Below are 21735 nucleotides of genomic sequence, written 5' to 3'. Positions count from 1 at the left end.
GTCACCGCACCACGCCGGCAGGCACTACTCACGTATCAAGGAAAAATTGTGATCATGGTGACGGGAGCCAGCGGGACGGTCGGCCGTGAGGTCGTGGCCAGACTTGTCCCGCTGGCATCGGTGCGGTTGCTCACCCGGTCGCCGGCGTGCCTGGCGCCACCGGCCCCGGGGGTCGAGGTGGTCGTCGGCGACTTCTCGGACCCTGTGCGGCTCGCGACCGCGTTCGCCGGGGTCCGAGCGGTCTTCGTCGTCACGGCCGATCCGCTCCGCCCCGACCACGACGCCAACATCATCGACGTGGCACTGGCCTGTGGAGTGCGGCACGTCGTCAAGCTCTCCGCTCTGGCGGTGGCCGACCCCGCGGCCGATGACCTGATCACCAGGTGGCAGCGGGCCAACGAGGAGCGGTTGCTGGCCTCCGGCCTGGACTGGACTCTGCTGAGGCCCCGGGCGTTCATGTCCAATACGCTCGCCTGGGCCGGACAGATCAGGGAGTCCGGAGTGGTCCGCGGCCTCGGTCGTGACGGCCGCAACAGCTGTGTCGATCCGCGGGACATCGCACAGGTCGCGGTGCGCGCTCTGACCCGGACGGGACACGAGGGGAAGACCTACGCGCTCACGGGGCCGCAGGGGCTCAGCCCGGCCGATCAAGTCGCCGAGATCAGCGCCGTGTTGGGCCGGGAGATCCGGTTCGAGGAAGTCTCCCAGGACCAGGCACGGCAGGCGCTGCTCGTGCGGTACCCCGCGCCGGTGGCCGACGCCCTGATGGAGAGCGCTCGCCGTACGGCCGCCGGTGCCAAGTCCGGGATCGAGTCGGGCGTGGCCGAGGTGCTCGGCCGGCCGGCGGGTACGTTCCGGCAGTGGGCCGAGGATCACCGGCATGCCTTCACCGGAGGACAGGCTGTCCTGCCGGGTGGCGCCTTGGGTAACAGAGTCGGTCCTGTGTAGGGGAATTGCGTACACCTGACGAGGACTTGCTCTGACGCGCGGGTTGTGTTCGACCCGTCAGTGACCAGGTGAGGGGAATGAGTGAAGGCCGACATTAACGACCCACGCCCACACAGGACACGGTCTTGGTTTGTCGCACCCAGGTCCTCGCGGATGCCCAGAAAAGCGGCGAGATCATCGCGAGCAACCCCGAGGACCTGAAGCTCGTCATGAGCTCCGCCCTCCACGGCATGGCCGCCTTCATCGCCAGCTGCATGCTGCCCCCGGAGCGGCCCTGGCAGGCGTGGACACCCTGGTCCACCACCTGCTCCACGGCATGAAACCCCGCTGACGCCTTTTCGCGAGGGGGCGGTACCGATCATCACGGATACCGGGCTTCCGGTCCCCGAGGTTGCGGAGGACCGGGGGATCAACGAGACGACCCGGGCCAACTGGGCCTCGCGCGACGCGGGCCGAGAGGGCCGCGCCGGAGGACCGGCATGTGTTGATCGCCCCGCTGATGACGGAGAACGCGCGAGCAAGACCAGCGGCAAGCTGATGGGCGTAGTCGCCGCGGAAGATGTCTCGCAGCCGGTCGGCCTCGGCTTCGATGCCGCGCTTGCGGCCGGCCGCCTGAGTGCGGCCTGGATCTGGGCTCGGGTCAGTCGCGCGGCCTTGGCAGGCGTCGGTGCGGACTTGAGCAGTTCCCGGGCCTCTGGTCGGCACAGGCCGTGGGCCCAGGTGGCGACGGCGTCCAGGGCTGCGGGGTAGAACTCCCGCAGGAGGGATCGGAGCTGGTTGGCGATCTGCTGCCGGTTCCAGGTGGCGTCCTGCTGGGCGCGCGCCAGGACGGCGATCGCGCGGGCCAGGTCGCTGTCTTCGGGCAACGGCCGGTGGGCGTGCATGTCGGTGCGCAGGATATTCGCGAGCACGAGTGCATCGCCGGGGTCGGACTTCTTGCGCGAGACGGCGTGCCGGTCGCGGTAGCGGGCGGCCGCCATCGGGTTGATCGCGAAGACCTTGCGCGTGCCGGTCCGCAGGACGGCGACCAGCAGGCCGAGGGAGGTCTCGATCGCTACCCGGATGGGATTCTCCTCGCTGTCGCCGTGCTCGGCGAGCAGGTCCAGGAGGATCTTGTAGCCGGACGCGTCGTCGGTAATGTGCCGCTTGGCGACGAGCTGGCCGGTGTCGTCGACCAGGGCGACGTCGTGTGTCTTCTCGGCCCAGTCGATACCGCAATAGATCAAGGGTGCCCTCCCAGGGGAACGGATGCTTGCGCTGGTCACGAGCGCATGCGGAGCCACGCGTCGCACTAATCCCAGGCCTCGACCAGGCGCGGGTCGGGCCGACACCTCACGAGCCGTTCGTGGCACCAGCGCACCGCGCGGGTCTCGGTCTGCGCAGGAGCTGAAAGGCTCGCGTGCTGAAAGAGATCACCGTGCGGTGGGCTCGTACCACAAGTGACAACGAGGATGCGGAAGTTGAGGTTCCATGGGTGGCGCCGGAGGTGCCGATCTACGTTTGGGCCCGACCGGCCGGTGACTCCAAAGGCATACCTCCGACGCCAGGGGCAGCCGGACGGGCGTGCAGATCCTGGCGGCCTTAACAACGGATTAGTGACTCAAGCAAGCGAAGTAGGTCAGGCCGGGCCAAGGCCACCGGGCACCCCCTTGGACCGAACTGGCAGTTCACCAGGACAGTTGCACGGTGGCCTGCCCCGTTCTCAGGGAGCGTTCACCGGCAGTCGATGCACGCGAGGGCACGGAAATGGCGCACTTCCCAGCCTCGCCCCGGGCACCCACCAGAGCCGTTCGCAAACCCTCCGGCCCCCACCCTGTCCGGCACCCATCCGACCGCAGGTTGACAGCAACCCGGCACTCGCAATATGGTTGACATTGTCACTGAGTGAGGATCTCAATGATTGACAATAGCGCCCATGTTGCGGAACTCGTCCCGGCGCTGATGCGGCTCGTGGCCGAGTTGACGAGAAAGACACGCGCACTCTTCGGGGCCGGCGGTCTGGATTTGACGCCGGATCAGTTCGCGGTGCTCCAAGCCCTCGCAGAGCACACCGACCTGATCACCCAGGCTCAGCTCGCCGCCGAGCTCGCCAGGGAGAAGACCGTCGTGCTGCGGCAGATCGACTCGCTCGAGAAGCGAGGACTACTCGAACGGGTTGCCGACCCGGACGACCGGCGCAAGAGAGGCCTGGTCCTGACCGATGAAGGCCGTCGCGTCCACGCCGCAGCCAAGATCATCGTCGAGCAGCTGATGACGGAGCTGGTCGGTGACATGCCGGCCGAAGAACTCAGGGGCGTAGTCAAGTCTCTCGACGAGATTCGCGCCAAAACCCAGTCGCTCTGAACCGAATCCCAATCGGCCAGTGCCGGCAACGGCGTCGCCGGGCTCGACTCCACCTTGCTCTGTTTCCAGGGAGGTTCACGATGGAAGGAACGCCGAACCATGCCAGAAAACTTAGTTGTGGTCGGGGCCGGACAGGCCGGCAGTGAACTCGCAACGACGTTGCGCCAGCGCGGCTGGAGCGGCGGCATCACCCTCGTCGGAGACGAGTTGAGCCCGCCGTACCAGCGCCCGCCACTCTCGAAGGGCTTCCTCCTCGGAAAACTCTCCCGGCAACAGCTTTACCTCAAGCCTGCCGCGACGTACGAACGCTTCAACATCGCACTGCGGCTGGGCACATGGGCGGAAGCGATCGACCGGGCGGTGAAAGAACTCGTCGTCAGCGACGGCAGTCGCCTGCCGTACGACAGACTCGTCCTGGCGACAGGAGGCCGCGCGCGGCGCCTGACACTGCCAGGCGTGGACATGGACCAGCTCGACAACCTCTTCACGCTGCGCCGGATCGACGACGTCGACGCGCTGCGTCCGCAGTTCGTCCCGGGCCGCAAGCTCGTCCTCATCGGCGGTGGCTACGTCGGCCTGGAGATCGCTGCGGTGGCCACACAGCTTGGCCTCGAAGTCACCGTCGTCGAGGCGGCTGAGCGGCTGCTGGCGCGCGTGACCGGGCAGGAGGTGAGCGGCTTTCTTGAGGACGTTCACCGCTCCCACGGTGTCCGCTTCCGACTCGCTGCCACGGTGACCGACGTGGCCGTGGACGCGTCAGGACGCCGGGTGACCGGGGTGGAGGTGTCGGCCTCCGGGGTCATGGACCGGCTCGACGCCGACCTCGTACTCGTGGGGATCGGCATGGAGCCGAACACCGGCCTGGCTTCCGCAGCAGGTCTGCAGGTCGACAACGGCATCGTCGTCGACGAGTTCGCACGTACGAGCGGCGCGGACATCCTCGCCATCGGCGACTGTGCCAACCAGCCCAGTGTCTACGCCGGCAGGCGCATCCGGCTGGAGTCGGCGCCCAATGCCATCGAGCACGCCAAGGTCGCCGCAGCGACCATCCTCGGCCAGCCACAGGCGTCCACGGCGACGCCGTGGTTCTGGTCGGAACAGTACGACCTGAAGCTCCAGATGGTGGGCCTGTCAGCCGGCCACGACCGGTGTATCACCCGCGGTGGTACGGGCACGACGTTGTCTGCCTTCTACCTCACGGGCGACAGGGTTGTCGCCGCCGACGTCATCAGCCGACCGGGCGACTTCGCCACCGCGCGGCAGCTCGTCACCAGTGGCCGTCCCGTCGACCCCGAGCGACTGGCCGACTGCGAGATCCCCCTGGCTCAGGCCGCACTCTGATCCCGGCCGCCCCCATGGGGCGGCGACTGCTCCTGGGCCCGCCGAGGCGGCCAAAAGGGCCGCCTGTTCATGAAACACACCCACGCGAGGAGGGGAGTTCACCATGCCCAAGATCACCTTCATCGAGGACGACGGCACCGAGCACGCCGTCGAGGCAGGCGCCGACGCGTCTGTCATGCAGGCCGCGATGGACAACCTCGTCCCCGGCATCGTCGCCGAGTGCGGCGGTTACGCCAACTGCGCCACCTGTCACGTCTACATCGACCCGGCATGGGCCGACAAGCTGCCTGCGCCCGAGGAGGCCGAGGAAGTCATGATCGAGGCCGCCTTCGACGTCCGGCCCACAAGCCGACTGTCCTGCCAGGTCCAGGTGACCGAGGACACCGACGGCCTGATCGTGAGGCTCCCTGCCTCCCAGACCGGCGCCTGACTCGCCCTTTCCGCCCAGCGCCCGACCACCCTGACGAGAGAGGTGACACGATGACCACAAGCTCCACGATGGACATCCCCGCGCACGTACCGGAAGACCGCGTCGTCGATTTCGACTACCTCCGGCCGGCAGGCATCAACGAGGACCTGCACGTGGCCTGGAAGAACGCGCAGGACACCCTGCCCGACATCTTCTGGACCCCCCGCAACGGCGGCCACTGGGTCGTCACACGCGCCGACGCCATCAAGGCGATCCAGCTCGACCACAAGCGCTTCTCGCACGCGCGCCTCTCGATCGGAGGCCCGTACGCGCGCGAGGGATCCGTCGTCCAGATGGACCCGCCACGGCACGGCTCGTACCGGATGCTCGTGTCCCCCACTTTCTCCCCCAAGGCCGTAGCGGCCCTGGAGCCGATCGTGCGGGAGACCACCGTTTCGATCGTCGAGGAGCTGCGCCCCAAGGGTGAGTGCGAGTTCGTCGGCGATTTCGCCCAGATCGTGCCCGTCGTCGTCTTCCTCGGCACCGTCGACCTTCCGGCGGAAGACCGCGACTACCTCCTGCCGCTCGCGGAGAAGGTCATTCGCCCGCGGGATCGGCAGGAGCATCATGAAGGCCACACCGCTCTGGACGAGTACGTCGCCCGAGCCCTGGCCGCACGTGCCAAGCAGCCGGGCAGCGACCTCCTGAGCAAGATCGTGACGGCGAGGATCGGTGGCGAGCCCATCGCCTTCGAGGCGGCCGTGGCGCTGTCCCAAGTCGTCCTGGCCGCCGGTCTGGACACCGTCGCCTCGATCCTCGGCTTCGTCGTACGGTTCCTCGCGCTGAACCCGGGACACCGGCAGCAGCTGATCGACGACGCCTCCCTCGTGCCCAACGCCGTCGAGGAACTCATCCGCCGCCACGGGCTCGTCAACAGCGCACGGCTGATCACGCAGGACACCGAGTTCCAGGGTATGCGACTCAAGGAGGGGGAGCAGATCCTCGTCCCCAACCACCTCTACGGCCTCGACGAGCGGCAGGTCGACAACCCGCTCGTCGTCGACTTCACCCGGCCCCATCCCGAGCAGCACTACGCGGCCTTCGGCAACGGCCCCCACCGGTGTCCTGGCTCCTTCCTCGCCAAGCTCGAACTCACGGTGTTTCTCCAGGAGTGGCTCGCCCGGATCCCGGACTTCGCCATCAAGCCCGGCACGACGCCCCGCATAGCATCCGGTCCCGTCAACACCATCCAAGAACTCCACCTCGCGTGGGACACCGATCCCCGCTGATCTACCCGCTCAGCGAACCCGGCCGGCAGGTCAGCACCATCACACCGGTCCTCCGGCGCCAAGACAGACCCAGAAGCATCCATGTCCCAGATCACCTTCACCGATCGTGTTGTCGCGATCACGGGCGCCGGCCGAGGACCGGGAACACGCCCTGGACTTCGCCCGCCGGGGAGCGGCGGTCGACTGGCCCCCGTAGAGCACCGCGCGCACCGCACCGGACACCACGACGGGCACGGCTACGACGGAGCGGATCCCCTCCCTCAGCACGGGGGCGGTCGTAGTCGTGCGTGATCGAGCGGGCCGACCTGTAGTCGGTCACCTTGGTCGGCCGCCCCGTGGTGAGAACCCGGCCGCCCAGCCCGGCCTCGGCGCGCACCCTGAGGCCGCGCAGACCCGCCGTCCGCACACCGATGAACTGCGACAGGCTCAGCCGTGTGTTCTCCACCTGTCCGCCGAACAGGACGGGGATGCCGGAGTGGCCGTGGAGCTGGCGAAGCACCTGCCGGAGCGCGTCGCCGTCGTCGGACCGCAGAGGCGCACAGGGCTGTGCGCTCCTGCCGCACGGTCGGTCAGCGTGCGGTGAGGCCGGTGAGCAGGAGGGCGAGCCATCGGGTGCGGGCGGTGGGCGGCTGGTCGGCGGGGAGGCTGGAGAGCATCAGGTACAGGTCGTCGAGGGTGAAGTCGGCGCGCAGGGCGCCCTGAGCCTGTGCGCTGCGGATGAGCCCGCCGAGGGCCTGGGTGACGCGGGTTTCCACGGCCTGCATGGCGGGGTGGGTGGTGTGGTCGGCGCTGAGCGCGTAAGCGGCTGCTTTGACGGCGCGATTGCGGGCGACGGTGTCCATCACACGGCTGAGGAAGCCGGTGAGCTCCGCCATGGCGGGTGAACCCTGGACCTCGCGTCGCAGGCACTCTTCGGCGTCATCGGCGAGCGTTTCGAACGAGGCGGCGACCACGGATGCGACCAGGTCGTTCTTGTTCGGGAAGTGCTTGTACAGGGTGCCCACCGCGACGCCCGCGGCAGCGGCGATCTGCTCCATCGACACCTCGGGCCCGTGCTCGGTGATCTGCTCATGCGCCGCCGTCATGATCCGGGCGCGGTTGCGCGCCGCGTCGGCACGCAGCGGTCGGGGTGAGGTCATGAGGGCGGCCCTCCGGCATCATTTGACGAAAGATGAATGATACTTCACCATACAACATGAAGCACCATTCACGTTATGGAGGTTGATCATCATGGCCAGCACGACCGACCGATGGACCGAACAGAACATCCCCGCCCAGGACGGCAGGGTCGCCGTCGTCACCGGCGCCAACAGCGGCATCGGGCTGCAGACCGCGCGGGCCCTGGCCGAGCACGGCGCGCACGTCGTCCTCGCCGTGCGCAACCTCGACAAGGGCAGCGAGGCCCTCGCCCGCATCAGGGAAAGCGCCCCGGGCGCCAAGCTCAGCCTCCAGCGCCTGGACCTCGCCAGCCTCAAGTCGGTACGCGCGGCCGCCGATGAGCTGCACACCACGCACCCGAAGATCGACCTGCTCATCAACAACGCGGGCGTGTGTTACACGCCCCGGCAGAAGACCGAGGACGGGTTCGACTTGCAGTTCGGGGTCAACCACCTCGGGCACTTCGCGCTCACCGGACTGTTGCTGGACCTGATGCTGCCCGTGCCCGGCTCCCGGGTGGTCACCGTCAGCAGCGTCGGCCACCGCATCCGGGCCGACATCCACTTCGACGACCTGCAGTTCGACCGCTCCTACAACCGGCTTGTCGCCTACGGGCAGTCCAAGCTGGCCAACCTGATGTTCACCTACGAACTCCAGCGCCGCCTCGCCCCGCACCACAGCACCATCGCCGCCGCCGCACATCCCGGCACCGCGGACACCGAACTCTCGCAGAACCTGAGCGGCCTGATGCGCAAGGGAGCAGACCTGCTCAACCCCCTGTTCAGCCAGCCGGCCTCCATGGGAGCGCTGCCCACCCTGAGGGCGGCCACCGATCCCGCCGTCACCGGCGGCCAGTACTACGGGCCCGACGGCAGGGGCGAAACCCGCGGATACCCCAAGGTGGTCACCTCCAGCAAGAAGTCCCACGACACCGCCGTCCAGCAGCGCCTGTGGGCCGTGTCCCAGCAGCTCACCGACGTCACGTTCCCCGTCTGAGACCTCCACCCGCGATCCGGCCGACCAAGCCGTATGACAGAACAGGATCACCGTGCGCATCATCATCTTCGGGGCCACCGGCGTGGTTGGCCAGGGGGCTCTGGAAGCCTGCCTACGTGACGAGGAGGTCACCGACGTCCTCGTCGTCGGCCGCACCCCCACCGACCGCACCCACCCCAAGCTCCACGAGCTCCGCCACGAGGACTTCACCGACTTCACCACCGTCCAAGACCGGCTGACCGGCTACGACGCCTGCTTCTACTGCCTGGGCACCTCGGCCATCGGCATGAGCCAGGCCGACTACCGGGTCGTCTCCTACGATTACCCGCTCGCCGCCGCCCGCGCCCTGCTGGCCGTCAGCCCCGGCCTCGCCTTCGCTTACGTCTCCGGCGTCGGCACCGACAGGACCGGCAAGAGCCGCATGATGTGGGCGCGTGTGAAGGGCGAGACGGAGAACGCCCTGCTGGAGCTGTCACCGCGGGCCCACATGTTCCGCCCTGCGTTCGTCCTGCCCCTGCCGGGTACCAAGGCGAAGGCCAGGGTCCACGTCCTGATGTACCGGCTGCTCACTCCGCTGTACCCGGTGCTGCGGCGCATCGCGCCGCGCTACGTCACCACCAGTGTGCAGCTGGGCCGGGCCATGATCCAGACGGCCCGTAGCGGCGGGAGGCGCCGCGTCCTGACCCCGGCCGACATCAACGAAGCAGCCGCAGCCGCAACGCCATGACCGCCAAGGACACGCGCGCCGCGACTACTCGCAGCGGGTGCGGGGCCGTTGAACTGAGGTCGGTGACCGGTTCGGCCCGAGTCGTCTGCAGGGGTCCCGCTCGCTCGTGTGGCCGACCCCCGGCCCGTCCATCGGACGCCTCGCACCTTCGAGGTCACGGCACCGGCGGCCGTGATCGCACTCGCCTGAAACCCTCACCGCCTGTCACCGGTACCAGTTAACAATGCCGGTGGGAATCAGTAGCCAGCGTTGCCCGACCGGTTCGAACCAGCGGCGCCCTGACGCACCGAGGAGGCCTGCGTCAGGGCGCCGAGCCGATCGAAGACACCCCGAGCGGCGTCCGCGTAGCTGAGCCCCGCAGCGGTGGCGTTGCGCTGGAAGAGACGGATCAGGGCCATTGTCGTGGAGCTCCACACCTTGGCGTCCAACTCGTCGAGGTCCGGGTACCGCACACGCAGAGCTTCGGCGAAGGCCACGGCCCCATCCCCCTGCACAAGATCGACGCCCAGGCGAAGCCCGTCTACGTCGTCACCGGCGAGTACGACCCCGCCAGCGACGACGACGTGAACGGCGGCCCGGCCGTCGAGAAAGTTCATCCTGGGCGCCAAGTTCGTCAAGGCCGAAGGGCTCGGGCACTTCGCCCCCTGCGACGACCCGATCGGGTTCGGCGACGCCATCGTCGCGATCCTCGACGAAGTGATCAACAAGGCCTCAGCCGTCACCTCCCGATGACGTCCCCGTACCGAACGGCCCGTGCGGCATAAGTGCCACCGACGACCTCGTCCGACGGTCGGTTACCGGCAGGCCGATCATCGAGTTCGATCACAAACTCACCCGCCTGTCGCGACACCTGGAAGGAACTCGCCGCTCGCTTCCACGCGATCGGCAACCCGATCGCCCGGACCGAACGCCACGACGGGTACTGGGTGGTCGCCTCCGGGGAGGAGGTGCAGCGCATCGGCTCCGACTGGGAGACCTTCACCCGAGGATCTTGCCCGCATCCCTCTCGTCCGACCTGCGCCGCGCCGATCCGTGGTCCCGCCGGCCACTACCTCGGCACCCAACTCCGGCGGACGGCTCAAGGGTCCGAACTGGTCGACGAGGTCTGCCGAGCCGAGAACCGTTCCACGACCTGACCGTGCTCCCTCCCCCGCAACCACCGTGGAGAAGACACCATGACCCCTCTCACGTCAGAGAAGGACCCCGCGCCCTGGCCGACCGACACCACCCCCGACCTGCTGGCCCGGATCAGCCAGGCACGGGCCAAAGGGGTGACCTGGCTGCGGGACCGTATCGCCGACGACGGCCGCCCCGAAGGCGCCGAGACGGCCAACTCGTGGTGGCGCGCCCCCTGGGCGCTGTGCGTCGGCGGAGCCCCGGAGGCCGCCGCGGCGATGATGGGCTGGGCGGAACGCGAGGCCCTCACCGACGAAGGCGACCTCCGCCCCGGCCCGCACGACGTCCCCGGCGGCAGCAGCCCGGTCTACCACCTGTCCGCCCTGGCGATCTGCGCCTGGCTGCTCGCCCGCTACGACACCGCGACCGCGATCGACACCACACTGCGTCGCTTCCAGAACCCCGACACCGGCGGAGCCTACGACCTGCGCGACTTCGCGGAGGATCCGCTGGAGGACAACCTCAAGACCGCCCAGCTGGGTTTCTCCGCGCTGGTCACCGGCGACCGTCACACGGCTGGCGGCGTCCACCGGTGGCTCAAGCGCAACCTCGCCGAGCAACCCGAACTGCCCAAGCGCCTGTTCACCGGCCGTCGCGGCCACACCCTGGTCACCGACTTCCCGCCGGAGACGGCCTTCCAACGAGTGGTCGACTTCCAGTCCCCCGGCAGGCGTACTTCCACCCCGGCATCGCCGCCGCATTCCTCGCCGGATACGCACAGCAGAACAGCGACCCGTCCGCGCTCCAACTCGGCCGCGACTACCTCGCCCTTAGGGCCAGCGGCGCCGAGGAGCAGTACGGCGACCCGACGTCGGTGCAGATCTGCAAGTTCGGCTGGGGCGCCGCCATGCTCTCCGCCGACCCGGACGGTGGACATCTCCCATGGGTGGCGAGGATGGGCGAGTGGTCCGTACGACGGCAGCGTCCCGACGGGGCATGGGCGCCGTCCTCGTTCGTAACACCGCAGCCCGGAATCCTCGACCTCTACTGGAAGACGGCCGAGCACACAATGGAACTGTCCTACGTGGAACAGGCTTTGGCGGCTCACGCCACCCGCTGACCGAGCCAGATCGAACGTCTACACAGCGCGCACGGCACTCCGCCAGGGCCGCGACCGCGAAGGCGGCGCCGACGCCGCGGCGGCTGTGATGTGCCCGGCGCCGACGTCCCGAGGCCAGCGTCTCGGACCCCGGCGCCGAAACACGCCGACACGTGGACGAGCGCACAAATTGCCTGACTGCCTAAGCGGCGAACTCGCGCGCCAAGCCTACAAATGTCGCCGCTCGCGCGCGGGTTGAAGTGGGAACACATCCGGGAACCCGCGAATCGCAGGGATACGAGGACGCCGAGGCCCAGCTCCTCGCGCTCCGAGCGCCGGTGCCGCGGGCCAACTGCTGGACGGCGCACGGTCACGCTCATCGATGCGGCGGACGCCTGGTGCCTACCGCGACCACCGGCTATGCCTTCACGGACCTGGACAGCGCGAGACACCGGTCACGGGGCCAGCCACCCGCCGAGGCCACCAGCCTGACCGTGCACGGCTCGGGTGTGTGAGAGCCACGACATCGAGCGCTCCCACCCGCGTCCTGCCGCTGGCGGGAGATCCCGAAGCGTCCTGGAGCTGGTCGTTGGCTCGCGAGGCTGACCGTCCACTCCTTCGGCATGTGCGCCCTCATAATCGTCGGCCTAGCCGTTGCGTGTGTTGCCACCCGAGCGCGACCCACGCCCGCCGACCCGGCCTCCGCGGCCAGGTGTAGGTCCGTCTCGCCTCGAAGGGGGGCGGCCTGCATCAGGCGCTGCAGGACCCCTCCCTCGCCCCATCAGCCTCAGTCCGTCCTCGGCGGTCCTTTCGGCCGCCAGCGCGGCCAGTTCTTCCAGCAGCTCGCTGGACTGCCCATTCGCGGATACCGGCATCGATTTCACGTCCGCACCCTCGACGCCCTCGGCGACACCGGCAAGCGACACGCCGCTCCCCGTCCCGATCAGGTGATCCGTCGTCGTTCTTATCAGGTGGACACCTACGTGGAGGCTCACATCTGATTCATGACACTCCCGCCGTGGGGTGCGGAGCGGGCACGCTCAGGCCTGGCGGGGAGGGCGTGTTACTTGATGCGGATCTCCGCCAACTGCAGGCGGTACTTGCTGGTCTCGTCGGAGGCGGGCCTGCCAAACCTGGTTGCGCGCAGGCGCAGGTAGCGGCCGTTGGCGGAGGTGAGGACGTAGGTCTGAGCGGCTCCGTTCGGGTTGGGCTCACCGGTGATGGTGCGGGCAGTGGTGTACGTGGTGCCGCCGTCGGTGCGGGTCTGGAAGGTGAAGTCGACGGGGAAGCCCGCCGAGCCGCCGCCGGCCCCGCCGACGTCGGTGCGCGGGTGAAGGGTGACAGAGCCGATGGCCCGGTCGGCGCCGAGGTCGATCTCGATCCACACGGGGGTGTCACTGACGTCGACGGAGGCGAAGTCGATGCTGGTGAAACCCTTGGCGCCGGCCACGCTGGTGGTGGTGCCGTCCAGGACCCGGGTCTTCCCCCAGTCACCGTTCTCCAGCGTGTAGTTGGCGGTGACGGTGGTCCCGGCGGTGGGGATGGTGAGCTCGGCCAACTGGAGGCGGTACTTGGTCGTCTCATCGGAGGCGGGCGTACCCAGGCGCGTGGCCTGCAGGCGGACGTAGCGGGCGGTGCTGGTCTTGAAGCCGTACGTCTGCACCAGCCCGTCGGGGTTCGCCTGCCCGGTGACGGTGCGGACGGTGGTGTAGGTGCTGGATCCGTCGGGCCGGGTCTGGATGGTGAAGTCGACGGGGAAGCCCGCCGTGCCGCCGCCGGCGGCGGGAGTGTCGGTGCGAGGGAAGAGGCGTACGGCGTCGAGGTCGGTGTCGGTGCCGAGATCGACCTCCACCCAGACGGGGGTGGCACTGACGTCGGCGGAGGCGAAGTCGTTACTGGTGTAGCCCTTGGCGCCGGTCACGCTGGTAAGCGTGCCGTCGGTCAGGCGGCTGCGGCCCCAGTTGCTGTTCTCCAGGCTGTTGTTGCTGGTGACCGGCCGGCCCAGGGCGAGGTTGTCGAGACGGCCCACGCCGGTCGCAGTGAAAGTCCATGTGCCAGGCTGAACGACCAAGTACACGTACGAGGAGTCCTTGCCGTCGTAGCTCAGTCCGCCGACACTGCCGGTGGGCGAACCGCCGGTGAAGACGGTGGTGTCGTTCGCCTTGATGACCGGCTGACCTCCGCCGTAGGTGGGCACGCCCACTCGCGCAGTCGTTCCGCTCGGGGAGGTGAGGGTCAGCGTCACCTTTGTTCCGTCGCGGCTGATACCGAAGCGGATGTCACCCTCGACGGTGGACGTCACGGTGTTGATCTTTGTGAGGGTGCCGGTCTGCGGGATCACCTCGTATGTCTGCCAGCCCGGCTTGGTCGGGCGGACACCGGCGGCGTAGGCGGACAGGGCGTACAGCGGGCCGCCGTTCCAGGCGTGGTTGTCGGTACCGTCCGCCTTGGTCCACAGCTCCCACAGCGTGTGGCAGGCGGGGTCGGCGACCTGGGCGGCGAAGCGGTTACGCATCCGCTCCTCGGCGACCGTGGCCGCGCCCATCAGATACAAGGCCTCCAGGACGTAGAACTCCATGTAGGGGCTGGCGTTGAGATGGGTGCGCAGCACCTCGGTGATCGCCCGGTACCGGGAAGCGGGGGCCAGGCCCGCGACGACGGCGAGGCCGTTGGCGCGGTCGTCGGTGTCGCGGGTGTAGCCGGGTGAGCGATACTCGTTCCGCGCGGAGTTCCACAGGACGCGGTCGAAGTTGGCCTTGATGCTGTCGCGCTGGGCCTTCCATCCGGCGACATCGCCGCTGTTACCGCTGAGGTCGGCGAGCTTTGCGGCGGTGTCCAGGGCCAGGTAGTACCAGCAGTTGTCCAGGACGCGGGCATCGATGTCGGAGCCCCAGTCCTCCCAGTCCCAGTCCCCGGCACGGTGGTTGACCAGGCCGTCGGCGTCCAGGCTCCACAGGTTCAGATACTTCTTCACCGCCGGATAGGCGCCCGTGACGGCATCCGCGTTGCCGGTGTAGAGGTAATACGTCCAGAACGACCACACCGAGGCGAGCATCTGGACAGGCAGTTCGTTGGTCCAGATGCTCGTGGGGATCGGGGAGTACAGCACCCCGCCGGACTCCTGCCAGGAGGTCAGCTGGGCGATGGCCTTCTTGCCCAGCGCGTGGGAGCGGGTGTCGAAGGTGTAGAAGCCTTCCTTCAGCTGGTTGACCACATCGCCCCACCACTGGGCCCGCTCGCGGGTGGGGCAGTCCATGTAGTTGTCCCGCATGTTGACGTACATGGTGCGGGCTGCCTTGGTCCACAGGGTGTCGAGAAAGGGATCGCTACTGCTGAAGGACCCGGCGAAGTCAGTGTCGTAGCCGGACTCGCGGTATTTCAGCTCCAGGATCGTCACGCCCGCCGGGATCGTGTACCGCACGGCCGTCCCGCTCATCCAGGCCAGCGACTCGAACTCCTGGACTCCGCCGGAGCAGACGTAGGTGGCGCGCATGTTGTACTGCGTTCCGGGCTCGATGCCCACCAGGCCCGCTCCGTCGTCGTAGTGGTCGGTCTGGATGCCGATCACCGCCCCGGCCGGGGCGTCCACCTTCAGGTACGGGGTCACTTGGAGGTTGGACGGCAGGGTGCCCGAGATCGCGGTGGAACCCCGCCCGGTGCTCGGCAGGGACGCGGCGTTGGTGTAGGACTTCAGACCGGAGTAGCGGAACTGCGGGATCGGCCGCTCGACCAGGGCGTTCCAAGGTGCCGCACCCGTGGCGCCGAAGTCGGTCGGTGCCGTCCAGCCACTGTCGTCGAACCCGGGGGACTGCCAGCCGGCCATACCCGTTGCGTTGCGGGCGTCGTAGTAGACGTTCGACTCCGGCAGCCGGAAGTTGACCTGTGTTCCGCTCGTGTTGTTCGAGTAGCCCGGGTGAACGATGTGCTTCCAACTGGTGTCGCTGACGAGCCGGCTCCCGGTGGAGCCGGTCGTGATGTCCGACTGGAACAGCAACCCACCCTTGCCACTGCTGTGGTGCGAGAAGCCCTGCTTGCCGAAGTACCACACCAGCAGCGCGACCGTGTTGCCACCGGCCTGCAGGTACGGGGCGAGGTCGATCTCGTCGTAGTAGGTGTCCGTACGGTTGGGGCCCCGCTTGAGCCCACCCTCGAACACCACCAGCGTGCCGTTCACCCACAGCCAGTACTTCGAGTCCGCGGCGATCTGTGTGACCGCCTTCGACGGAGCCGAACCCAAGGTGAACGATCTACGAAACGCCACCCACTGGTTCGTCGCGCTGGACGGCGCCCAGATCCACCTCGCCGACCAGGAAACCGCTGCGGACGCCGTGGACGCGAGCCCCGGAAGGGCAAGGGAACCCAGAGTGGGCGTGAGAGCCACGGCTATGGCCGAGCGCAGGGCGGACCGGCGCGATACATGGTTCATCGTGGGCTCCTGCTTTCGCTGTGCGGAGTGCAGTGTGAAGGGGGCGGCATCCGGCGCTGAACGGCACCCAAACGAACTGAATCGATTCAATCGGGTGTTCGTAGGCGAGATACTCGACGCTCTCGCCACGGGGTGTCAACACTCCCGCAACATGTGTTTGCACCTAGGAGGGGTCATGCCGCCGCGGGGAGCGACAGGGCTCCCCGCGGCGGCATGCGCTTCAGATCTCCGGATGTCAGAGTTTTCAGCCAGCTGAACGGCACACGATCGATGAACCAAGCCGGTCGGATTGATCATCAAGCGTGATTCGGAGACCGCAACCTCGGGCTTATCGTCAGTCAACGGCCGACGACGGGAGCGATCGCTACGGGGCCACCCGTTGTCGACAAGCTCTACGAACGGCTGGAGATCTCGGCCGGCGGGGGTCGCACTCCGCACAGTCCTGCAACTCTCCCATGAGGCAAAGAGACCCAGTTCAGGACCGGAGGCGCACCGACCGCCCTTCCGGTCTCCGACGACGAACGCCCGTGTGAGTGTGCGCTCCACCTCGAGTCAGAGCCACTCGACACCCGGCTTCCGACTGCCTCATGACCTCGACCATGGCACCACTGTTGGTGCAGAACATCACTTCGCCCGAACACTGACGAGACCGACCTTCGTCAAAATAGTGTCGACGCCGGTCAGCCGAGTCGGTGCGTCGGTGCGTCGGTGCGTCGGTGCGTCGGTGAACGCAACCCACCGGTGAGTTCATTCGGCAAGGAGCGGGCCGAAGCGGGAGGCGCAGCCCCTTCCCCGCCGTACTGGGGAGCAGTCCGGCGTATCCCAACGCCCCCCTGAAGGCACCATCGACGGCTGTCTCGATATGCCGAGCGAGCAATGCCACTCTTCCCGGCCCAGGCACGGCTCACCAGAGGACGCACCATCGGTGCTCAAATTCAGCCAGAGCAGGTCGACATGAGGACACCTCGCATATGTACTTCCGACGCATCAGAATCCGAGATGTCTGCTGCAGAGCGACCTAGGACCGCATTTGGCACCCTAAATGTCCGGTTATGCCACATGGGCAACAGACAGAAACGACGATACCTGCGGTTGAATTCGCCCCGGATTCGACCCCGAGGGTTTATTCAGCTAGCAAACATGGCCTCTGACCAGCAGAAAAGTGAAGCGGCAGACGAGTCGGGCTGTACGCCGGGTTCTGTACGGAGATGGATTCCTGCTTGCTGGTGGCAACCGCGTGGAGCCCTCCATCTGAATTGCGGGTCCGCCAATACGTCGGTTTGTCAGCCTCTACCAGCGGGAGCTGGTTGGCTCTCGATCCATGCGAGGCCCCCGAGGTCCAGTTGGTGACGGGCGCGAGTGACGGCGACGTAGGCGAGGCGGGCGTCTGTTTCGCTAACTGGTTCCGGGATTGGGCAGCCGTTATGGTCTAGTTGGCCGCTGTCCGGCGGCGGAGGAAAGTCGTCGGAGATTCTGACCCCGGGCCACTCGCGGCCTTTTGCCTTGTGAGCGGTGGAGACCGTGACCTCGGCCTTGTCTTCGTCGGTCAGAGCGTCAACAGCGGCGATGATGGCATCGGGTCCGTGGGTGTCGACGAGTTCGACGAACGGCTGGAGATCTCGGCCGGCGGGATCGAATTCCGCGTACTCCTGCAACTCGCCCCAGGAGGCGAAGAGAACCAGTTCGGGGTGGGATGTGCGTCGGCCGTCTTTGAGGTCTCGGGCGGCGAGCGCCAATGCGATGAGTGTCTGTCCGCCCCGAGTGAGCGCCACCCGGCGGCCCGCCTCCAGCAGTCTCATGACCTCAGTCATGGCGCCGATATTGGTGCGGCACAGCACCGCGTCTGGGCTTGCGACCAGGCCGACCTTCGTTGGAATGGTGTCGGAACCTGTCAGCCGGATCGGTGCGTCGGTGAACGCGAGCCACCGGTTGGCTTGTTCGGCGAGGAGCGGGCCGAAGCGGAAGGAGCAGGTCAAGGTGAGGTGGGTGGCGTCGAAGCCTGTCATCACGTCCCGGGCCCCGCGCCACCCGTAGATGGCTTGGGCGGAGTCGCCGACCATGACCAGCTGGGCGTGCCCACGTTGGGCGGCAAAGACCTGCTCCAGGACAGGGTTGGTGTCCTGAGCCTCGTCGAGGAGGAGGAAGTCGGCTTCGATCTTCGGCTCGGTCAGTGCCCACATCTTCAGGTAGTGGTCGTGCTCGAAGCGGACTACGCCGTCTTCAGGATCCTGTAGGTCCTTCCAAGCCTTTCCGACGAACGGCATGACGACGTCAGCGAGTTGAGCACGCTCGTTCGGCGTGACCAGCCTGCGCAGAGCTGGCACGTGGTGGGGAGCCGGGGTTTTGTCGGCGGACTGGCAGAAGCGGGTGACGGTGCGCAGCACCGTGTGGGACAGGGTCCGGTGGCTGATCTCGTGATCACCGATACGGACGGGTGATCCGATGCCCAGGGCGTGCCCGATCCGCCAGGCGGGTTGGCGCGGGCTGCTGAGCCGACGAGCGAACCGGTGGCCGACGGCTGCGTACGCCGTGGCGTGAGCCGTCCTGCACTGCACGGAGCGCGGGAACCGGCTGGCGGCGGCGTCGGCAATGTCCTTGTTGAACGCCAGGTAGCGGCCTCGGCGTCCAGTAGTGGCGGCCAGCAGAGCCAGTGTGCTGGTCTTGCCGGTACCGGCGCCGGCTTGCAGCACCAAGTGGTGGCCGTCCCGGAAGGTGTCGACGGCATGGGTCTGTTCGTCTGTGGGCGTATGCAACAACAGCTCCGCGGTGTTGAGGGGTCAGGGGGTCGTGTGCGCGGCGCTTCGGCGCTGGTCGTCGGCGACACCCGAGGGACCCGACGGTGGGCGCCGGTGGTCGAGCAGGACGCGTGCCGCGCAGGCGAGGACGTCTTCGGGAGTGTGCTCGGGGAGGAGGTCTTGCAGCTGCACGGTCAGTTGCCGGGTGCGAGTCCGTGCTGCCCGTTCAACTGCTTCCACGACGGCTCGGGCGAGAAAATCTGCGGGCCTCTGCCCCCGAGCTGCTGCGGCCTGGTCGAGTACAGAGCGCATGGCGCGGGTGAACGCGACGTTGAGCAGGACCTGGCCCGCGGTGTCGGGGTAGTGGGTCGTCAAGACGTCGATGGGCAGGAGCCGATCGAGTTCGTTGCGGAGGGATCGCAGCGCGCGTCCCGGTGACTTTGCCCCGTGCACGGCCATCAGGCGGGTGCGGTCCGTGTTCGTCGCCAGCGGCACCCTTCGACAGGCTCTGTGCAGCTCGGCCGAGGTTACCGGCCTGGTCAGGATGATCTCTACGGCGTGCTGTCTTCTCATCGCCGGACCGCTTTCTGCGCACCGCCGCCAGGATGCGGCCGACGGCTGCGGGTGGGGAGGCGTCGGTGTACGTAGGCATGATGGACGAGCGGGTCGAAGGGTTCCCAGTCCGTCAGGGCCAAGTCCGCAGCTGTGGGCGTGGCCGCGTGCTCAGGACAGCGCTGCGTTCGCCAGCGAACCTGTTCGGCGTACGGCACAGAGCTCAGGTCATACACGGCCATCACCTCGGCGGGCAGAGCCAGCTGTCCTTGGGTTGCCGTTGCGGGAACCAGTCTCCAGACACCCGCCGGGCCGTCGGAGGCGAGCATCCTGAAGGTGCATCGGTCACGTCGTCGGGTCTGGGCCACGCACTGGATCTCATCCAGAGGGCGTGCGGCGAGGTATCGGACGAACAGGATCTGGACGACGGGTCTGGCGGGTCGGCAGGGGGCCTCTGACTGCCGGGACGCTGGGTCCCCGGGTGCCGCTGGTGTGAAGCTTCCAGCGTCCACCAGGCGACGTGTGTTCACGGCCAACGCCCGACGGAGCCTCGTCAGTTCGGGGGCTGCAACGGTGTCGGCGTTGCGGGCCGGGCAGATGCTGGCGTGGGGTAGTCGGCACCAGGCGCTGCCGTCCCCGGAGGAATACGCAAGGCCGGAGCTGACGTGCCAGCGGTGGTGGGCGGGCACCGCGGCCGCGGACAACTCCTGGGGGTGCAGGCGGACGGGGCGGTCCCGGACTCGCTGGTACCACTCGACGGGATTGCCGCATTCGCGGCAGCGGTCGCGTTGGGCACAACGCAGAAGCCTGGTGGGGCTGTCAGGATCGACGCACAGTGAGCGTCGCGGGTGGGCAGGGGCCAAGCTGCTGTCCCGGCGTCGGGGTACGGGTGAGAGGCGCATGGGGGCGAAGGTGCCAGCCCACACGCCGTTGAGCGACGCCCGGGCCGTAGACGTCCACCGAACAGCCCCATCAAGCGCAACACACGTTTGAATTAACGCTCAGGTGTTCGCATTGAGATGCTCGATCGACTGAACAGTCGGCAGACCCCAGATGGCTCGTTAGCCGCTCATCGGTTGCGGGGGTTCATGCCCGTGACATAGGGCGCCGAAGAGTTCATCGAGCGGCGTGCCCAGTGCGTGAGCGAGCGCGTGCCATGACTTGAGGGTGCCGATCGTGCGGCCCTGCTCGATCTCGATGAGGGTCCTTCTGGCCAGGCCACTGCGGGCGGCAAGCTCGTCGTAGGTCCATCCCCGCTCCGCGCGCAGCCGGGCCAGCTCCAGACGCAGAGCCTCGAAGTCCGGGTCGGGCGGGAAGATCGTCACCCACCCATCGGAAGGTGCAGACACCTCCCCTGTCAGTGCAGACCTCTGCCCTATTTCGGCTCGTCAGGAACGAGAGCGAAGGGCAGAGGTCTGCACTAGCGTGTGCGCCTGACTCCAGTCCGGCAGAGAGCCGGCGCAGTGAACGACGGGAGAAAGACGCGCGCCATGAGGCTCTGCTTCGCACGTCCGGGAGTCCGGCGCACCTGGACAGTCGAACTGCGCCCGCAGCCCGGCGGGCCGTTCCTCGTGTGCCGACAGTGCCCGTACGGTGGGCGGCCGCTCGTCGGCTCCACCGCTCGAGCCGACCTCTTGGCCCACCTGGCCGCTCACGCTCGTCAAGAGCCTCTCCCTGCACACCTGCGGATCTGCCAGTGCCACGAGCGAGGCTGTCGCCAGCATCCCCGCCACCGCGGGTGCAACGGCCCGATCCGACTCCTCCTCGTCCGTGAACGCGGCGGACGCCGCTGGCGCCTCTCCGACGCCTGTACAGCGTGTGCGGCGGCCACTTCTCAGGCCGCTGTTGTCCCTGAAACAACCCTGCTCAGCACGACTACACCATCCGGACAGACGCGCGCTCGACGCCGACGATGCCCAAGAGGACCAGACAGTCAGACCCGGGTGCGCGAGATGCTCACCTATCTGGCCACAGCCTTGCCCGGGGAAATTGGAGCTGACGCCCGCATGATCGCCCTTCAGTGCGCACTACGCATGAACGACTCGGCTCAAGTCAGGCTGCCCTACGGGGTGCTACGGAGCCTTCGCCTCGAGTCTGCCGTAAGCGCCTGGCGCGAACTCGACCAGACAGGACTGATGCGCACATACCCAACTACCCGTCGAGCAGTGGCAGTTCAGCTCCTCGACGCCGGTCTGCTCACCCAGCACCCGGCGCGGCCCGACCGGCTCCGCGCCGCCGACTGGGCGTTGCGCGGCGCCTGTCCTGCTCACGCCTCTACTCCGCTGCTACGACTTGCCGCCCTGTCACTCGTCGTCCGCACTGCTCGTACTAGCGATCACCATGCGGCGGAGGCGGAGCATGTGGCGCGAGAGTGCGGGGTGCCTGCTGCGGCTCTTCCCTCGCTACTGGAGCAGTTGGTAACCGCAGGGGTTCTCCTGAACTGGCAAGCGGTACTGGACACAGGAGAAGTGTCATGGAGGCTGGGCCCTAACGCGCTGCGTCCCTATCCCACCATCGAGGACGCCAACTGAAACGCTCGGGCCCGTCTGATCCGCAGCTTGGGCCGCCCGAGGAAAAAGCATTGCCATCGGACCAC

At 67.8% G+C, this 21735-nt stretch carries 16 protein-coding genes and 1 pseudogene; 8 read left to right on the top strand and 9 right to left on the bottom strand.

The features are described from left to right. Positions 1–54 precede the first annotated feature (54 nt). Complete coding sequence (locus CP976_RS35690; RefSeq protein WP_373304947.1) at positions 55–948, top strand: SDR family oxidoreductase; 894 nt, start codon at positions 55–57, stop codon at positions 946–948. Between the two features lie 525 nt (positions 949–1473). Here the strand turns inward: CP976_RS35690 and CP976_RS35685 are convergent. Then, positions 1474–2174: pseudogene (locus CP976_RS35685) on the bottom strand (IS110 family transposase); the annotation flags it as partial. 670 nt (positions 2175–2844) lie between these two features. Here CP976_RS35685 and CP976_RS35680 point away from each other — a divergent pair. From CP976_RS35680 to CP976_RS35665, 4 genes are all read left to right on the top strand, one after another. Then, entirely contained in the window at positions 2845–3291 is a 447-nt protein-coding gene (locus CP976_RS35680) for a MarR family winged helix-turn-helix transcriptional regulator (protein ID WP_150484028.1), read from the top strand. A 54-nt stretch (positions 3292–3345) separates the two neighbouring features. After that, positions 3346–4632, top strand: a complete 1287-nt coding sequence (locus CP976_RS35675) for an NAD(P)/FAD-dependent oxidoreductase (RefSeq protein WP_208838948.1) — start codon at positions 3346–3348, stop codon at positions 4630–4632. Between the two features lie 103 nt (positions 4633–4735). Then, positions 4736–5062: a 2Fe-2S iron-sulfur cluster-binding protein gene (locus CP976_RS35670; protein WP_150484027.1), complete on the top strand. Its 327-nt coding sequence runs from the start codon at positions 4736–4738 to the stop codon at positions 5060–5062. A 50-nt stretch (positions 5063–5112) separates the two neighbouring features. Beyond that, complete coding sequence (locus tag CP976_RS35665) at positions 5113–6330, top strand: cytochrome P450 (RefSeq protein ID WP_150484026.1); 1218 nt, start codon at positions 5113–5115, stop codon at positions 6328–6330. A gap of 118 nt (positions 6331–6448) precedes the next feature. Here the strand turns inward: CP976_RS35665 and CP976_RS35660 are convergent, their stop codons facing one another. After that, complete coding sequence (locus CP976_RS35660; RefSeq protein WP_190147077.1) at positions 6449–6829, bottom strand: hypothetical protein; 381 nt, start codon at positions 6827–6829, stop codon at positions 6449–6451. 70 nt (positions 6830–6899) lie between these two features. Next, entirely contained in the window at positions 6900–7469 is a 570-nt protein-coding gene (locus CP976_RS35655; RefSeq protein WP_150484025.1) for a TetR/AcrR family transcriptional regulator, read from the bottom strand. 91 nt (positions 7470–7560) lie between these two features. Between CP976_RS35655 and CP976_RS35650 the strand changes: the two genes are divergently transcribed. Next, the gene (locus CP976_RS35650) at positions 7561–8484 is read left to right on the top strand and encodes an SDR family NAD(P)-dependent oxidoreductase (RefSeq protein WP_150484024.1); all 924 of its coding nucleotides are present in this window, start codon (positions 7561–7563) and stop codon (positions 8482–8484) included. A gap of 52 nt (positions 8485–8536) precedes the next feature. After that, a complete protein-coding gene (locus tag CP976_RS35645; protein ID WP_150484023.1) occupies positions 8537–9211 on the top strand; it encodes a Rossmann-fold NAD(P)-binding domain-containing protein in 675 nt (224 codons plus the stop codon). 236 nt (positions 9212–9447) lie between these two features. On the opposite strand, the gene CP976_RS35640 is transcribed toward CP976_RS35645, so the two are convergent. Beyond that, positions 9448–9888 (bottom strand): hypothetical protein, encoded by a 441-nt coding sequence (locus CP976_RS35640; protein ID WP_150484022.1) that lies wholly within the window; start codon positions 9886–9888, stop codon positions 9448–9450. Positions 9889–10386: 498 nt separating this feature from the next. Between CP976_RS35640 and CP976_RS35635 the strand changes: the two genes are divergently transcribed. Then, positions 10387–11346 (top strand): hypothetical protein, encoded by a 960-nt coding sequence (locus CP976_RS35635; protein ID WP_150484021.1) that lies wholly within the window; start codon positions 10387–10389, stop codon positions 11344–11346. 1143 nt (positions 11347–12489) lie between these two features. Here the strand turns inward: CP976_RS35635 and CP976_RS35630 are convergent. The 5 genes from CP976_RS35630 to CP976_RS35610 all read right to left on the bottom strand — a co-directional run bounded on the left by CP976_RS35630 (position 12490) and on the right by CP976_RS35610 (position 20464). Beyond that, positions 12490–15663, bottom strand: coding sequence for an alpha-L-rhamnosidase-related protein (locus CP976_RS35630; RefSeq protein ID WP_229876692.1), 3174 nt, complete (start codon positions 15661–15663; stop codon positions 12490–12492). 1472 nt (positions 15664–17135) lie between these two features. Continuing rightward, on the bottom strand, positions 17136–18605 hold the full coding sequence (locus CP976_RS35625; protein WP_150484019.1) for a UvrD-helicase domain-containing protein: 1470 nt from the start codon (positions 18603–18605) through the stop codon (positions 17136–17138). Between the two features lie 24 nt (positions 18606–18629). Then, the gene (locus tag CP976_RS35620) at positions 18630–18962 is read right to left on the bottom strand and encodes a hypothetical protein (RefSeq protein WP_229876694.1); all 333 of its coding nucleotides are present in this window, start codon (positions 18960–18962) and stop codon (positions 18630–18632) included. A 194-nt stretch (positions 18963–19156) separates the two neighbouring features. Beyond that, complete coding sequence (locus CP976_RS43965; RefSeq protein ID WP_229876697.1) at positions 19157–20041, bottom strand: DUF6083 domain-containing protein; 885 nt, start codon at positions 20039–20041, stop codon at positions 19157–19159. Between the two features lie 159 nt (positions 20042–20200). Next, positions 20201–20464: a helix-turn-helix transcriptional regulator gene (locus tag CP976_RS35610; RefSeq protein WP_099918297.1), complete on the bottom strand. Its 264-nt coding sequence runs from the start codon at positions 20462–20464 to the stop codon at positions 20201–20203. Positions 20465–21735 lie beyond the last annotated feature (1271 nt).

The sequence above is a fragment of the Streptomyces coeruleorubidus genome (genome assembly GCF_008705135.1).
Classification (GTDB): Bacteria; Actinomycetota; Actinomycetes; order Streptomycetales; family Streptomycetaceae; genus Streptomyces; species Streptomyces coeruleofuscus.
The sequence above is the reverse complement of the archived record's forward strand: the minus strand, read 5'-3'. Positions and strand labels throughout refer to the sequence as shown.